Here is a 15,740-nt window from a genome sequence, read left to right as displayed (position 1 = left end):
TAGGGAGAAGGCATGACGGACAACGACACGCACGTCCTGCGGGCGTCAGCCGCCGGGCAGCGGCCGTACGCCCTGGACATCGATCCGAAGCGGGCCGGCTGGAGCCGTTCGAGCCTGCGCGTGCTGGAGCTGCCGCCCGGTGGGTCGCACGCGCTCGCCGCCGGGGACAGCGAGTGGATCGTGCTGCCGCTGAGCGGTGGCTGTACGGTGCGGACGGAGGGCGAGAGCTTCGAACTCCGGGGCCGGGACAGCGTGTTCGTGTCCGTGACCGACTTCGCCTACGTGCCCCGTGACGCCCACGCCCAGATCTCCTCCGGCGCGGGAGGCCGCTTCGCTTTGGCAGGAGCGAGGTGCGAGCGACGACTCCCCGCCCGCTACGGCCCCGCGCCGGAGGTACCCGTGGAGCTGCGCGGCGCCGGCGCCTGCTCGCGCCAGGTCAACAACTTCGCGGCGGCCGACAGCTTCGCGTGCGACCGCCTCATCGCCGTCGAGGTCCTGACCCCCGGGGGCAACTGGTCGTCGTACCCGCCCCACAAACACGACGAGTACCACCCGGGCGTCGAGTCCGAGCTCGAAGAGATCTACTACTTCGAGGTCGACGGGGACGGCCTCGGCTACCACCGTGTCTCGCCGTCCCGCCCCGGCGGTACGGACGTCCTCGCCGAGGTCGGCACCGGTGACGCCGTCCTCGTCCCCGACGGCTGGCACGGCCCGTCGATCGCCCCGCCCGGTCGCACCCTGTACTACCTGAACGTGATGGCGGGCCCCGGCGAGACACGGGAGTGGCTGATCCGCGACCACCCCGGCCACGGCTGGATCCGCGACACCTGGCCGTCCCAGCCCGTCGACCCCCGACTGCCGTTCTACGGACCGGAGCTGCCGTCATGAGTGCCACCCGCCGGCTGACCACCGCCCAGGCCCTGGTGGCCTTCCTCGCCCGCCAGTACACCGAGCGCGACGGCGCCCGCCACCGCCTGATCGCCGGGACCTGGGGCATCTTCGGCCACGGCAACGTCGCCGGGATCGGCCAGGCGCTCCTCGAACCCGGCTCCGACGCCATGCCGTACTACCAGGGCCGCAACGAGCAGGCCATGGTGCACGCGGCGGTCGGTTTCGCCCGCCAGAGCGACCGCCTCTCCGCGCACGCCGTCACCACCTCCATCGGCCCCGGCGCCACGAACCTCGTCACCGGCGCCGCCCTCGCCACGATCAACCACCTCCCGGTCCTCCTCCTGCCCGGCGACACCTTCGCCGGCCGCCCCGCCGACCCCGTGCTCCAGCAGCTCGAAGTCCCGTACGCCGGTGACGTGTCCGTGAACGACTGCCTGCGTCCGGTCTCCCGCTACTTCGACCGCGTCACCCGCCCCGAGGCCCTGATCCCGGCGGCCCTCGCCGCCGTGCGGGTCCTCACCGACCCCGCCGCGACCGGCGCGGTGACGCTGGCGCTGCCGCAGGACGTGCAGGCCGAGGCGTACGACTGGCCGCAGGAGTTCTTCACCGAACGCGTGTGGCGGGTACGGGCCCCCGAGCCGGACCGGCACGAACTCGCCGAGGCGGTACGAGCGCTCCGCGCCGCCCGCCGCCCCCTGCTGATCGCGGGCGGCGGCGTCCACCACAGCGGCGCCGAACAGGCCCTGGAGACCTTCGCCGAGGCGACCGGCACCCCCGTCGCCTCCACGCAGGCGGGCAAGGGCTCGCTGCCGTACGACCACCTGGCGGACGTCGGCGGCATCGGGCACACCGGCACCGCCACCGCCGACGAGCTGGCCCGTACCGCCGACCTGGTCATCGGCGTCGGCACCCGCTACTCCGACTTCACCACCGCCTCCGCGACCCTCTTCCAGAACCCGGACGTCCGCTTCATCAACCTCAACATCACCGGCTTCGACGCGCACAAGATGGGAGCGCGGCAGGTGGTCGGCGACGCGCGCGCCGCACTGCTGGCCCTCACCGACGCCCTGTCCGGCCACCGCGTCCCCGACGCCTACGTCACCGAGTACCGCGAGGCCAAGGCGCGCTGGGAGTACCGGGTCACCGACGCGTACGCCGCGCCCGACGGGGACGCGCGGCCCACCCAGGTCCAGGTGCTCGGCGTACTCGACAGCCTCGTCACCCACGACGACATCCTCATCAACGCGGCCGGCTCCCTCCCCGGCGACCTGCACAAACTGTGGCGCTGCCGCTCCCGGGACCAGTACCACGTCGAGTACGGCTACTCCTGCATGGGCTACGAGATCCCCGCCGCCATCGGCGTGCAGCTCGCCGCGCCCGGCCGGCCGGTGTGGGCTCTGGTCGGCGACGGTACGTACCTGATGAATCCCACCGAAATCGTCACCGCCGTGCAGGAGCGCCTCCCGATCAAGGTCGTCGTCCTGCAGAACCACGGCTACGCCTCGATCGGCGGCCTCTCCGAGTCCGTCGGCGCCGAGCGCTTCGGTACGGAGTACCGCTTCCGGGCGCCCGACGGCACGTACACCGGCGCGCCGCTCCCGGTGGACCTGGCCGCGAACGCCGCGTCCCTCGGCATGCGGGTCATCCGCGCCCACACCGTGCGTGACCTGCGGGAAGCCCTCGCACAGGCGCGCAAGTCGGACGGGCCCACATGTGTCTACGTCGAGACGCGAACGCCCGACACAGTGTCGGGCGCGCCCGCCTCCCAGGCGTGGTGGGATGTTCCCGTGGCCGAGACCGCGACCCGCCCGTCGACGGTCAAGGCCCGGGAGGAGTACGACCGTCAAGCCGCTGCGCGACGCCGCCATCTCTGACCGCCCCCGCTGCACTACAAGGAGTACTGGGATGAAGACCGTCAACCACTTCATCGGCGGCAAGACCGTCGAGGGCGCGTCGGGCAACTGGGGCCCGGTCACCGACCCGGCCACCGGTGAAGTGACCACGCAGGTCGCGCTCGCCTCCGTCGAGGAGGTCGACGCCGCCGTCGCGTCGGCCAAGGCCGCGTACGCGTCGTGGGGCACCTCCTCCCTCGCCGCCCGCACCGCGGTCCTCTTCCGCTACCGCGCGCTGCTCGACGCCCACCGCGACGAGATCGCCGCCCTGATCACCGCCGAGCACGGCAAGGTCCACTCGGACGCGCTGGGCGAGGTCGCGCGCGGTCTGGAGATCGTCGAGCTGGCGTGCGGCATCACGACGCAGCTCAAGGGCGAGCTGTCCACGCAGGTGTCCAACCGCGTGGACGTGTCCTCGATCCGCCAGTCGATCGGTGTCGTCGCGGGCATCACGCCGTTCAACTTCCCGGCCATGGTGCCGATGTGGATGTTCCCGCTGGCCATCGCGTGCGGCAACACGTTCGTGCTCAAGCCGAGCGAGAAGGACCCCTCCCCGTCGGTCCGGCTCGCCGAGCTGGCGTCCGAGGCCGGGCTGCCCGACGGCGTACTGAACGTCCTGCACGGTGACAAGGTCGCGGTCGACGCCCTGCTGAACCACCCGGACGTGGCGGCGATCTCCTTCGTCGGCTCCACCCCGATCGCCCGCTACATCCACCAGAGCGCCTCCGCCAACGGCAAGCGGGTCCAGGCGCTCGGCGGTGCCAAGAACCACATGCTGGTGCTGCCGGACGCAGACCTCGACGCGGCCGCCGACGCGGCGGTCTCGGCGGCGTACGGCTCGGCGGGCGAGCGGTGCATGGCGATCTCCGCGGTGGTGGCCGTCGGCGCGATCGGCGACGAACTGGTCGACAAGATCCGCGAGCGCGCCGAGAAGATCAAGATCGGCCCCGGCAACGACCCGGCGTCCGAGATGGGCCCGCTGATCACCGCCGCCCACCGCGACAAGGTCGCCTCGTACGTCACGGGCGCGGCCGCGCAGGGAGCGAAGGTCGTCCTGGACGGCACGGGCCACACGGTCGAGGGCTTCGAGAACGGCCACTGGATCGGCCTGTCCCTCCTGGACGAGGTCTCCACGGACTCCGACGCCTACCGCGACGAGATCTTCGGCCCGGTGCTGTGCGTGCTGCGCGTCGACACGTACGAGGAGGGCGTCGCCCTCATGAACGCGTCGCCCTTCGGCAACGGCACCGCGATCTTCACCCGCGACGGCGGCGCCGCGCGCCGCTTCCAGCTGGAGATCGAGGCCGGCATGGTCGGCGTCAACGTGCCGATCCCGGTGCCGGTCGGCTACCACTCCTTCGGTGGCTGGAAGGACTCGCTCTTCGGCGACCACCACATCTACGGCAACGACGGCATCCACTTCTACACCCGCGGCAAGGTCACCACGACCCGCTGGCCCGACCCGGCGGACGCCCCGGCGGGCGTCGATCTGGGCTTCCCGCGCAACCACTGACCCCCCGAGCGCGCCCCGCGCCCCCGCTCACCGCACGTCGGGACCCCCGCCGGCCGTCACGGCCGACGGGGGTCCGGCGCGTGGCGGCCGGGGTGCGTGCAGGGCGCCGGTGCTTCCGCGCATCGCGGCGCGGACCTGCTCGGGCCGCCCACGCAGCACGGCCTTCGAGGCCGATGTCCCCGCGGGTGCGCGCTGCCCGGGTTTCGGCGCGCACGGGCGCGAAAAGCGATGGTGCCACGCCTGCCCGGGCGGCATTCTGGCCGCATGACGCACCACCCCCAGCGCGAGATACGCGCGCTGCACACGGACAACACCGTCACCGTCTACCAGGCGTACGCGCCCGCGATCGGCGTCCCGGCCGCGCGCGACGGCCGTTTCCCCGCTGCCTGGAAGCGGGACCAGATGACGTGGGTCATCAAGCCGCGTTCATGACCTCTTTCCTGGGCTGAAGAGGGTGGGAATACTCCGTTGATCGCTTCTCAGGGGTGCTCGAATCGACTGAGCAGGCGGGAGCCCAGTTCGAGAACCATGATGCCGCGTGGCCCGGCCACGACGGCTCGGTTGCCGGGAAGGAACCTGGTGCTCCACAACGGTGATCCGACCCGTAGATGGTGCTCTCGTCGACTTTCCGCGGACCACAGGGCAGCGGAGCAGGTGTGTCCGCCGGAGAGGATGAGCGACTGCCTGTCGATCTGGATGGTGTCCACGTCGGCCAATTGCATGTGATGGGCCTGCTCGAGTTGGGCATCGATCATCAGGGAGCCGTCTTCGGTGTTCCAGATGTGCAGACGAGAGTAGCCGCCGACTCCGACGGCGACCGGGATGTCACCTATGTGGCTGAAGGAGACAGCCGTGACGCCGTCCTCCATTCTGAGGACTGGTAGGTCGCGATGCCGCGTCTCGTCGTTCGTCACGGTCCACAGCCGGGCCTGGAAGCATTCCCAGTCCCATGTGACGAACCGGTGTGCTTCGTCCGGTTGCTCTGGGAGCGGGGCCACCATGAAGCTGCCGGTGTGGCAGGCCAGCGGTGGCCGAATAGCATCACAAGTGGCTAGGTCGAAGAAGCCCAGTCGCCCGCTTGTCGCAGTGACGAGGAGTAGTGGCCGCTCCCTGTTGATGACAGCGATGGACTTCCACTCCTCGTCCGAGGCCAACTGGAAGTCGTGTGACGGTTGGCCGTCCGGGAAGCCCCGTAGCGTGATGTGCCTCTGCCTATCCAGGGTGACGAAGGACCGCGGGTCGCCCGGGACCACGGCTGCGCTGCGGAAGCCTTCCTCGGCCGATCGCCTCAGTTCGGCGAGGACGTCACCGCCGTCCGCCTCGAAGATGACGAGAGAGCCGTTGGCCTTGATGGACGCGATGCAGCTCTGTCGGGTGGAGTCGGCGCCTGTGACGATGCTGTGGTGGTCGCCGACAGAGACCACCGGGCGGGCTGCTTGGACGTTCCAGGCACGTACGGCGCCGTCACGTCCTCCCGAGATAAGCAGGCGGGCACCGTTCAGTTCGCAGTGTGCCAGCGATTGCACCCCGCCGTCATGAACGGCCAGTTGCCGTACCTCCTCTTGGGGGGCGCCACGTATGAACAGGTTGCCGTTCCAATCGCCCCAACACCACACATCGTTGTCGTGGCCCGTAATGAGGGTGGTGAACACTCCCGCGTCACCATGATGCGGGTCCCCGATAATCTCTCCACGGAGCGGGTCCCAAGCGATCACCTGGCCTGCCCGGTCTCCCAGAAGGATCACGGGCCCGTCCTGGCGCTCGGCGAGCGATGCTGCCCAGAAGCGCTTGTCACTCCGCCAGCCCGGCACGTGTGCTCCGGGGTGCAGCGGTTCACTGAGCGGGCGACCGGCGGTGACGTCCCACGTCGTAGTGTCACCCCTGTTGCCGCTCACCACGGCAAGGCACCGCCCGCCTATGTTGTCCACCATGAGAACTCGGTCTTCTCGACCGATCACGACGGGCGGCAGATCCAGCACATGACCGTCCCGCACGGACAAGACCTCGACTACGTGATCTCGGCTGACCGTAGCCACTGCGGATTGACCTGCGACGTCTATCGACCAGACACCGTTTGGCGCACGATCTTCCGCGAGAATCCTCTGCGGATCGGCCGCGTCCGGCGTCGTCCGCAGCAAATGACCATCCTCGTGAAGGGTAACGATGGCGATGCCGTCACCCTGTCGGAAGGTAGCCATGTCGAGGATGGGTGAATCCGGCTCCCGTACGCCGGTCACCATGGGTTCTCCATCGGCGAGGCGCCACGCCTGAATGCCCCATGCGCTCGCCGAGAGCACCACGATTCCCCTCGCTGTCTCAACGGTGTCAACGGCAAGGACGTAGTCGTCATGGTGTCCGAGCATGCGGCTCTCAACGAGAGCGTCCCAGCGAGCCCAGAGCACCGACCAGGGACGATCGGGAGCTGTAGCTGCCAGTTCGCCCGCCAGGCGCACGTCGCCAGCCATGTGGGCCGCCATCTCGAGGTAACAGATGCGCTCGTCTTCCGGTGCCACAAGCAGCTGCTGGCCGACTCGTTGAATGATGCGAGCCACTCGCCGGCCTGACCCGGTGTGCGCGGCGGGGAGTGCCGCCAGCAGGCGAGCCGGATCCACGGCCGCCAAAAAGCCCGCGTCATCGAGAAGCTGGTCCAGCACCTGGCCTTCCCCCGCATGGAAAGGCAGATAGGTACGCGTGTACCCGTCGGCGTGAGCCCAGTCCCGCCCGTCAAAGGAAGACGATGACAGCTTCTCGAGGAGGATGTCCGCGAGATGGCGGTGGACCTCGGCTGCCGGACGCTGACGAGTGCTTAGCTGCCGCAGATGCTCGCCCAGCGCTTCGTGGAAGAGCCGGAAGGCGACACGGTCTCCGTGGGTGCTGCGGTGGAGCAGGTCCACCGCGGCGCTGTCCAGGAGCAGCCGGGTGACATCGCGTTCGGAGTACGCGGCCGTTCCCAGCATGGTGGCCGCAGCCGCCCAGGTTCCTGGGTCGCTGAAGCCATCGCCCTGGGACCAGGCCAGAGCCATCAGCAGATCGCGTAACCATGGCCCACCTGGCTGAACGTCACGAAGGTATCGGTCCATGGCGGCACCCACTGTGGTGGGAAACGTCTCCGCCCACCCAGAGCTCCCTGTATCCACGGGTTCGTCAGATCCCATCAGGGACAGCGCCGTGAGCTGTGCCACGAGAAAGCTGGAGCCAGCACGAGCTGCTACGGCCGCAGCGACCTTTTCCGCGAGTGCAGGGCGGGCACGGTAGGGAGTGCGGACCTGTGGGTCCGGATCGGCCAGCAATGTGCTGCAGACGTACTCAGCAACATCGCGTCGATCCAGATACTGTTCCTCGTCCAGATCGAGTACGAGCGCCGAAGCTCCGAACAGCCGCAGCAGGTGGTCCTCGCCACCTCGGCGCGTGCCGACGAGCAGACGGATGCCCGTCCGCTCCGACGCCGCCGCCAGCGGCTCGAGTAGGTCAACGATGAGCCGATGGGCGTCGGCAGCCTCATCCACCCCATCGACGACGACCACAGTTGGTCGACGCTCGAAATCCTCGCGGAGATGTGCGAGGAGACCGCTGCACGTCCCCTCGTCGATCGTCAGGGCCTGTGAGATCTCGGCGGCCACTTCGTCTGCCGTGCGGCCACGTACGTGCACCGCCATGCTGATGGAGCCGACCGGCGGTCGTGTCCCGGCTGGTGCGGTGGCAAGCACCTCATTGGGTTGTCCGGCATCGGCCAGACTCACCAGCCTTCCGAGAACCGCTGACTTACCGGATCCCGGGGCACCGGTCACGACACGAGACCACGCAACGTCCAGACCGGCGCCGTTGATCCAGTCCACCAGCTCACGCAGCACTCGAAGCCGACCCATGAAGTATGAGCCCTCGCGCACGAGCGAAGGCAGAATTCCACGCCCTCTAGGGTGGAAGTGACTGCGCAACTGCTCCGCCCGCTGCGCAGCCGCGGTATCAGACCTACGAGCCAGCAGTTGCTGGTGCTGCGCCCGCCGCGAAACTCGATCGCTAAGCGCATCAACCGCCGGTGGTACCGCAAATCCGCACACCATGACCAGGGCTGTGAGGACCACCAGGACAGGGGAGACGTGGTCAGACGTGAGGAGCCCCAGCAAGGCCCCAATCGCAACTGCCAGGCCCGGCAGTATGTAGAGCAATAGGCGCTCGGTCAGTGACCGTCGGTTGTCACGCTGGCGCAGTGAGTGCACGGTTTCATTCGTACAGCCAATCGCGCCTCCTCGTCCATGGAATCCGCGGACGATCATCAAGCCGGCTCGACATGGTCATCAAGCCGCTTTCAAGCGACCCGGCCCGACTTTTGCTGAAGGTCATCGTGATTGAGGCGTGGCGGCTGCATGACGCGGTCAGTGCCAGCACTGTGGCTCCTAGCGGCACCGAGCTAGCAGTGTGCACAGACCCAGAAAGGACTATGAACGCGACTTGACTTGGATCAAGCCGTCGTTCCTGTGGATGATGTACCGCTGCGGCTGGGGCCTGAAGCAGGACCACGAGACCGTCCTGGCCGTCGAGATCACCCGCGAGGGCTTCGACTGGGCCCTGCGCCACGCCTGCCTCTCGCACTACGCACCGGGCCTCCACGCCGACCAGGCCGCCTGGAAGCGCGCGCTGCGCCGGGCGCCGGCCCGCGTGCAGTGGGATCCGGAACGCGACGTACACCTGAATCCGCTTCCGTACCGCTCGCTCCAACTGGGCTTGGCGGGCGAGGCGGCGGGGCGGTACGCGGACGAGTGGACGGTGTCCGTCACCGACGTGACCCCCCTGACCCACGAGATCCACGCGCTGGTCCGGGCCGGCGACACGGCGACGGCCGAACGACTGCTGCCGGGGGAGCGGGTCTACCCGGCGGGGGCGGAAGCACTCGCGCACCTGGGCGGCACGACGCCGTGACCGCAGCGCTCGGAATCCCGAAAAGCTGATCCATGCGCGACTACGCCCCCTCATGGCTCTGTCCGTGAGGGGCGCTTCAGTGCGTCTGGGGTCAGTGCAGGCTCTCGATGGCCTTCACGATCAGTGCGCGGGCCGACGCTCCGTACACGGCCATACCGCGCAGCTCCTCGAATGCCTTCAAGTACATCGCGATCTCTGAGGGCTGAGTGACCGTGACTCGTGCTGAGAGCAGCTCTACCGAAACGAGAGTGTCGTCGTACACGTGGAACGTCTCCATGGGCCAGATGGTCCGTTGTGAGTCCGCCGGGATCACCCCGAGCGACACCGCGGGCAGTGCTCCGGCGGTCAGCAGGTAGCCCAGCTGAGCTGCCATGGCGTTAGCGTCACCGACCTGGTGGTGCAGTGCCGTCTCCTCGACCAAGAGCACGAAGCGGTGTCCAGGTGCGTGCAGGATCCGGGAACGCTCAAGGCGCGCAGTGACGGCCTCCGCCACATCGTTCGGGATCTCGCGGAACGTGGTGATCAGTGACATGAGGCCGGTGGCGTACCCCTCCGTCTGGAGCAGGCCGGGGACGAGGGTGCCCGAGTAGACGCGGAAGACCTTCGTCGCCTTGAAGAGCGGCACGTAGCTGTCTTGAAGCTGCTTCAGCCCGGTGCGGACCTTGCGCCGCCACTCCACGTACAGGGACTCAGCGTTGCGGGACTGGGCGATGATGTCGGGTGCCTGGTCCTCCACCCCGCAGGCGCGGCACCACAGCCGGATGTCGTCTGCGGAGGGGGGAGTGCGTGCGTTCTCGATGCGAGACGACTTCGAGTGAGTCCATCCGCAGAGGGCGGCCAGCTCAGACCCCGTGATTCCGGCGTCGGCGCGAAGCTCGCGCAGGCGTTGCGCAACGTTGGCGCGGGCGGCCTGCGCGGCAGACGACGGGGATATGGGCATGAGCTGACAGGGACCTCTTCACGCTAGTCGATCTTGTATTCGTCGTGTGGGATGCCTCGCGCCCACACCGCTTCGAAGGCCCCGGCGCACAACTTCGCTTCGGCTGGGTTGTCGCTCATCTCTCCGCCCGCTGAAGCGCCGTCCCCGGTGAAGTGGTTCCATCGGATCAGCCGACCGTCGATCAGCCAGAAGTCGTTGCCCGGCAGTGCGATGCCCGAAGCGTGGCGGCGTGGCAGCCACCTCACCTGTTCACCGGCCACGACGTTTGTGAAAGTGCCGGAGTGCTCGAAACGGATGTACTCGCTGACCGGCTCGGAGACGATGCGGGCGCGGCGGACAACGACGCCACGCGCGACGGTCTCGGCGATGAGGTCCAGCCACGGCCTCCACCAGGAGGAGCGGTCAGCGGGGTCGAGCCGGCGTCCCGCCCGCCACTCGGCGAACGGACCTTTTTCGTTGTCAACTGCGTATGAGTCACGCATCTCAAGGTGAACGGCCGACCGGCTTGCGGAACGTAGCAGTTCAGCGAACGTGGGGACGCTCGACGGCATCGCACGCCTCCCTGATCATCGGCACCATCCTGACTGGGATACGGACCACCGCCTCGTGATCCGGGATTCCCTTGGAGTGGCCAGGGACCTCTGTGGCCGCGCACTCCGCTTCGAGTTCCGCACTCGGCTTCCATCCCTGGAAAACGAGTTCCTCCCGCGTCTCGTCGACCCACACCGTCGGACTTTCGCCGTCACCTGTGCTGGGGTCGATGCCGATGAAGCGTAAGGCCATGGTCGCCTCCACTGCCGTCCGTGTGCATGGATGTGCACAACCGTGAGCCATCAGTGGCAAGTTGGTCAAGGGCGTCACACTCCCCGGAACAGCGTTGAGTCACCACCGTGTACATCGGTGCACATCGCTGGAGTCGGTGCACATCGGCTGTCTACGGTCGGGGCATCCCTGCTGGCTGACGACGGGGGCAGGCCCCATGATGACGATCAAGGTGTACGAGACGGACTCCCGGACGGGCAGACGGTCTCCGCCGCGCGTACAACTCACCGTCGCCGAAGGGGATCGTGAGCGCCTCCCGGAGCCTTCGGCATTCCCGCCCTGCACCTGCCCACGCTGCAGGAGTGATCAATGAGGGGCCTGCCCGTCGCCCACAGCGACGCGTACACGGCACCCGCCTGTCGCGTCGGGGAGCACGCCGAGTGCGGGGGCCAGCGACGATCCGGCTGTCGAGTCAGGCGCCCACGGATGTACCCATCGAGACCCTGCGCTGCGACTGCCAGTGCCACAGGCTCGCACGACTGCGCCTGCTGCCTGGATAACGGCCAAGGCGGGACCATCCATCACACCGAACCAGGAGACTCACATGAGCGACAGCGGAAAGCACGGCGGTCAGCCCTCCGACAAGCCCTGGACTCCCCCGAGCCCCTCGGAGCCGAGCCCTGACGGGTCGGGGCCGAAGAAGTGATCCCGACGCGAGCGCGGGAAGGACACGCCGCCCTCGTCCGGTTGTTGGACGAGCAGGGCCTCCTGACCCCGGCCTGGCGTCAGGTGTGGGAGAAGCTGCCCCGGCACCACTTCATCCCGCAGGACATCTGGCGTCAGCGTCCGGACCGGTGCGAGCCGGTCACGACGTACGACGACTGGTGCGATCTCGTCAACAGCGACGAACCGGTGATCATCCAGGTGGACGATGGGAAGGAGGACGGGCCGGGGGTGGCCACCTCCTCGAACTCGATGCCCTCCATGGTCGCCAGGATGCTCGGGCTCCTCCAGGTCAAGAGCCACGACCGCATCCTGGAGATCGGCACGACCTCCGGGTACGTGGCGGCTCTCCTGTCCGAGCGCCTCGGGGACCGGAACGTCTACAGCGTCGAGATCGACCCGCTCCTGGCCGCCATGGCGACCAACCACCTGCGGCCCTTGGGGTATGCCCCGAACCTCCGACTCGGTGACGGAGAGCTGGGGTGGCCGGAGGAGGCACCCTTCGACCGGATCATCTCCACGTGCTCGCTCCGGCACATGCCGTTCGCGTTCGTGGAGCAGGTCAGGCCGGGCGGCATCATCGTGGCCCCGCTGTACCGCGACTTTTGGAGCGGTGCTCTGGTCCAGCTCACTGTCCATGCCGACGGACGGGCTTGGGGACACTTCCAGGGTGGGGCTTCGTACATGCCCATGCGCTCCCAGCGGGCGGCGGCAACCGTGGAAGTCGACTCCTCCACAGCCCGCTCCCGTACAGCCGGCCTGGACCCAGAGGAGCTGCTGTCCCTGGGCTTCGCCCTGTACGCGGGCGCTCGTCTGCCGGGCGTCTGGATGCAGCATTCCCGGACCGAGGACACCGTCAAGGTCTGGGCCCGTGGCGAGGACGGGTCGGCGACGTCCACCGCGAAGGGCGAGGACGTGTGGCAGTACGGGCCGCGCGCCCTGTGGACGGAAATCGAGGCCGTGCACCGCGAGTACGTCACCCTCGGCCGACCTGACGCCCAGAGCTTCGGCCTGACGGTCACAGCCGAGGGTCAACAGGTCTGGATGCGTCACCCGGGGGCGATCGTGTCCCCCATGGCGAGCGGTGCCTACCGCTGATCTCCGCCGCGTTGGGCCGAGGCCACCTGAATCCCGGGAGGCTCCCCAGGGTCACGCGAGGTGTAGTGAGCCCCGGCCGTCCTCGGACGGGCGGGGCTCTGTCGGCGTCACCATCAGGTTCCTGAGGAGTAGCCCGTGCAGGCAGCTCGTTCCCCTGATTGAACACGCTGTCGGACGAGCAGGCGTCCGGAGCGGCGGAAAGTTCACTCCCCCCGGACGGGGGGGAAAAGCGCCGTCGGGCCGGGGGAGCGGTTGGTGCCTTCGGGGTCAGCGCACGTCGACGTAGTCGCCCGTGGCGACCACGGCCGGGGTCGTGGACGTGCCCGCGAAGTTCCAGCGCCAGTAGCCGTCGGCGGTGGCCTGCGTGGTGGTCTTGAGGTTGCCCGTGCTGTTGCTCGTCACCGTTTTGACGGTCGTGTACGTGGAGCTGTTCTTCGGGCGGAACTGCAGCCGTACGGGCTGGTTCGTGTAGCCCGCGTAGACGTACTTGTCCCAGTTGGCGCGGGCCAGCTTGCCCGTCACCGTGATCGTGCCGCCCTTGGTGACCGGTTCGGGGGAAGCGTTGACGTTCAGCGTGGAGCGCCGCTGCACCGGGTGGGTGCCGTACGTCTCCCCGTAGTAGTCGCCGTCCTTGGCCGTGAGCTGGACCTTGACCTTCCACGGCCCCGCGAGCGTGTTGCGGGGCAGGTCGATGTCGCTTTCGAGCCGGACGGTCAGCTTGCAGGTCGAGGTGGTGGGTGTGGTGCTGGAAGCCGTGCACGTCGGGGTGCCGTGGAACGTCCAGAAGTCGTCGCCCACTTCACGGTCGATGCCGAGGAAGCGGTGGCCGCGGGGGTTGATCCCCGAGTCGTCGGACGCCGTCACCGAGATGGTGAACGACTCTGTACGCGAGGTGCCGAAGACGACGGCCTTGCCGCCGTTGACGGAGACCTTCTTGATCTCCACACCGGTCTCCGCCGCCGACGCCGCCGGAGCGGCGGTGAGAGCGGAGCCGGAAAGTACCAAGGCGCCGGAGAGAACGGCACCTATGGATGCTGCGCGCATGAGTCCCCATTGTGGTTCGAGCCGCCCGTGACCGATCTCCAAACCCCCCGGTCACAGGCATGACAGAGTGCGCGTGAGGATAGCGCGCGGGACCGGGCCCGCATCCGGGTGGTCCCCGCCCCGGGGCGCCGCCGCGCCCGGGGCAGGGGTCACGCGGTTCAGAACAGGGAGTGCAGGAGCCGGTTCGGGGAGCCGGTGCGCGGGTCCTGGACCTTGTTGGGGGTGGCGTTGGCGACCAGGGCGTCGCGGACCTGCGCCGGGGTCGCGGCGGGGTTGGCCGCCAGGTGCAGGGCGGCCACGCCGGCCGTGTGGGGCGCCGCCATCGACGTGCCGGAGATGGTGTTCGTCGCCGTGTCGCTGTCCTTCCACGCCGAGGTGACCTTCACACCCGGTGCGAAGACGTCCAGGCACGTGCCGTAGTTGGAGAAGGACGCGCGGCGGTCGCCGCTGTCCGTCGCGCCGACGGTGATGGCCTCGGGGACGCGGGCGGGGGAGTAGTTGCACGCGTTGGCCGGCCAGCCGAGGAAGTTGCCGTTGCCGGCGGCGACGGCGTAGCTGACGCCGGAGGCGATGGACCGCTTCACCGCGTTGTCGAGGGAGGTGTTCGCGCCGCCGCCCAGGCTCATGTTGGCCACGGCCGGCTTCTGCGCGTTCGCCGTCACCCAGTCGACGCCGGCGATGACGCCCGCGTTCGTACCGGATCCGGCGCAGTCCAGGACGCGCACCGCGACGAGCCTGACGGCCTTGGCGACGCCGTACGTCCTGCCGCCGACCGTGCCCGCCACGTGCGTGCCGTGGCCTTGGCAGTCCTGGCCGTTCTGTCCGCCGCCCACCGTGTCCGTGCCGACCGTGGCGCGGCCGCCGAACTCGCTGTGGGTGGTGCGGATCCCGGTGTCGATGATGTACGCCGAGACGTTCGACGCGGTGGTGTTGTAGGTGTACGTCGTGGAGAGCGGGAGGTTGCGCTGGTCCACGCGGTCGATGCCCCAGGTGGCGTTCGGCTGCGTCTCGCTGAGCCGGACCCGGGAGTCCTGCTCGACGTACGCGACCTTCGGGTCCGAGGCGAGCTTCGCGGCCCGCGCCTTGGACATCGTGGCGGAGAAGCCCTTGAGGGCGCTGCGGTAGACGTGCTTCGGCGTGACGCCCAGGTCGGCGGCGCGTGTCGTGCCGTCCTTCAGGACGACGATCCAGCTGTCCTCGACCGCCGTCGAGGCCGGGGCCAGGCGGAGGTCTCCGGTGGGCGCGCTCTGTGCGGTGGGAGGGCCGGCGAGCTGGAGACCGGCTGCGAGGGCTATGACGGGTATCAGGGCCCCTGCGCGGCGGAACGTAGCTCTCATGTGTCGTGCACCTGACCTTTCGTTGACCGGATCGCGGGCAATGGCGGGGTGCGGGGTGCGGGGTGGTGCGGATGCGCAGCACAGGGTCTCGTGCGGCGCACAAGGGCACAAGGTCGTGTTACGGGCGGGATCAAGCCAAAGAGGGGCCCGCCGCGCGCAGGCAGCGGGTCTGCGGGCGCGCGCCTACGCGAACGTCCAGGTCAACATGGCGAAATCACCGTCGTCCCGCCCGCGCGCCGAGCGGTACGTCGCCAGCGCCGCGTCGTTGTCGCGCTCCACGCCCACCCACATGTCGTAACAGCCGCGCTCCCGGGCGACCTCCGCCAGCGCCAGCGTCAGGGCCCGGCCGATACCGCGCCGCCGGAACGCCTCGTCCACGGACAATTCGTACAGGCACATCTCGGTGCCCTTGTCCGGGCGGCTCATCTCGATGCCCGAGACCATCCCGGCCGGCTCCCCGCCGACGTATGCGACGAGCATCACATGGCCGGGCGCGGTCAGGAAGCGCTCCGCCCAATCCGGGCGGACCGGACCGTCGAAGAGGTGCTCGGCGGCGGTCAGTTCCGGCACTGTCGTCGCCTGCCGGACGACCGGTCGCGTTTCCATGCGGCTCCTTCGGGTAC

General features: G+C 68.9%; 12 protein-coding genes and 1 pseudogene. 6 read left to right on the top strand and 7 right to left on the bottom strand.

What is annotated here, in order from left to right; translation table 11 throughout:
- Positions 1-12 precede the first annotated feature (12 nt).
- The 4 genes and pseudogenes from iolB to IE185_RS22930 form a co-directional block, all read left to right on the top strand.
- A complete protein-coding gene (gene iolB, locus IE185_RS22945) occupies positions 13-888 on the top strand; it encodes a 5-deoxy-glucuronate isomerase (protein WP_138894919.1) in 876 nt (291 codons plus the stop codon).
- Positions 885-2,765 (top strand): 3D-(3,5/4)-trihydroxycyclohexane-1,2-dione acylhydrolase (decyclizing), encoded by a 1,881-nt coding sequence (iolD, locus tag IE185_RS22940; protein ID WP_138894918.1) that lies wholly within the window; start codon positions 885-887, stop codon positions 2,763-2,765. Before iolB ends, iolD begins: the two co-directional genes overlap by 4 nt.
- A gap of 31 nt (positions 2,766-2,796) precedes the next feature.
- Positions 2,797-4,296 carry a CoA-acylating methylmalonate-semialdehyde dehydrogenase gene (locus IE185_RS22935; protein WP_138894917.1) on the top strand — a complete coding sequence of 500 codons (1,500 nt, stop codon included), beginning with the start codon at positions 2,797-2,799 and terminating at the stop codon, positions 4,294-4,296.
- Positions 4,297-4,560: 264 nt separating this feature from the next.
- Positions 4,561-4,719 (top strand): annotated as a pseudogene (locus tag IE185_RS22930) (DUF4291 family protein); the annotation flags it as partial.
- Positions 4,720-4,775: 56 nt separating this feature from the next.
- Here the strand turns inward: IE185_RS22930 and IE185_RS22925 are convergent.
- Positions 4,776-8,513 carry an AAA family ATPase gene (locus tag IE185_RS22925; RefSeq protein WP_138894915.1) on the bottom strand — a complete coding sequence of 1,246 codons (3,738 nt, stop codon included), beginning with the start codon at positions 8,511-8,513 and terminating at the stop codon, positions 4,776-4,778.
- Positions 8,514-8,712: 199 nt separating this feature from the next.
- On the opposite strand from IE185_RS22925, the gene IE185_RS22920 reads away from it, so the two are divergent.
- Positions 8,713-9,213, top strand: a complete 501-nt coding sequence (locus tag IE185_RS22920; protein ID WP_229843647.1) for a DUF4291 domain-containing protein — start codon at positions 8,713-8,715, stop codon at positions 9,211-9,213.
- 91 nt (positions 9,214-9,304) lie between these two features.
- Here IE185_RS22920 and IE185_RS22915 read toward each other — a convergent pair whose 3' ends face one another.
- From IE185_RS22915 to IE185_RS22905, 3 genes are read right to left on the bottom strand one after another with little or no spacing between them, the layout of a single operon-like run.
- Positions 9,305-10,153, bottom strand: coding sequence for a helix-turn-helix domain-containing protein (locus tag IE185_RS22915; protein ID WP_138894914.1), 849 nt, complete (start codon positions 10,151-10,153; stop codon positions 9,305-9,307).
- Between the two features lie 23 nt (positions 10,154-10,176).
- The gene (locus IE185_RS22910) at positions 10,177-10,704 is read right to left on the bottom strand and encodes a DUF6879 family protein (RefSeq protein WP_138894913.1); all 528 of its coding nucleotides are present in this window, start codon (positions 10,702-10,704) and stop codon (positions 10,177-10,179) included.
- Positions 10,676-10,936, bottom strand: coding sequence for a hypothetical protein (locus IE185_RS22905; RefSeq protein WP_138894912.1), 261 nt, complete (start codon positions 10,934-10,936; stop codon positions 10,676-10,678). The genes IE185_RS22910 and IE185_RS22905 overlap by 29 nt, the downstream gene beginning before the upstream one ends.
- Positions 10,937-11,617: 681 nt before the next feature.
- Here IE185_RS22905 and IE185_RS22900 point away from each other — a divergent pair.
- Positions 11,618-12,736, top strand: a complete 1,119-nt coding sequence (locus IE185_RS22900) for a methyltransferase domain-containing protein (RefSeq protein ID WP_138894911.1) — start codon at positions 11,618-11,620, stop codon at positions 12,734-12,736.
- 267 nt (positions 12,737-13,003) lie between these two features.
- On the opposite strand, the gene IE185_RS22895 is transcribed toward IE185_RS22900, so the two are convergent.
- From IE185_RS22895 to IE185_RS22885, 3 genes are all read right to left on the bottom strand, one after another.
- Positions 13,004-13,780: a hypothetical protein gene (locus tag IE185_RS22895; protein WP_138894910.1), complete on the bottom strand. Its 777-nt coding sequence runs from the start codon at positions 13,778-13,780 to the stop codon at positions 13,004-13,006.
- A gap of 158 nt (positions 13,781-13,938) precedes the next feature.
- Positions 13,939-15,117: a S8 family peptidase gene (locus IE185_RS22890; protein WP_138894909.1), complete on the bottom strand. Its 1,179-nt coding sequence runs from the start codon at positions 15,115-15,117 to the stop codon at positions 13,939-13,941.
- A 183-nt stretch (positions 15,118-15,300) separates the two neighbouring features.
- The gene (locus IE185_RS22885; RefSeq protein WP_138897939.1) at positions 15,301-15,723 is read right to left on the bottom strand and encodes a GNAT family N-acetyltransferase; all 423 of its coding nucleotides are present in this window, start codon (positions 15,721-15,723) and stop codon (positions 15,301-15,303) included.
- Between the last annotated feature and the right edge of the window lie 17 nt (positions 15,724-15,740).

Source organism: Streptomyces chryseus (genome assembly GCF_014650755.1).
Taxonomy (GTDB): domain Bacteria; phylum Actinomycetota; class Actinomycetes; order Streptomycetales; family Streptomycetaceae; genus Streptomyces; species Streptomyces chryseus.
Note: the sequence above shows the minus strand (reverse complement) of the source record. Positions and strands in the feature narration are given on the sequence as shown.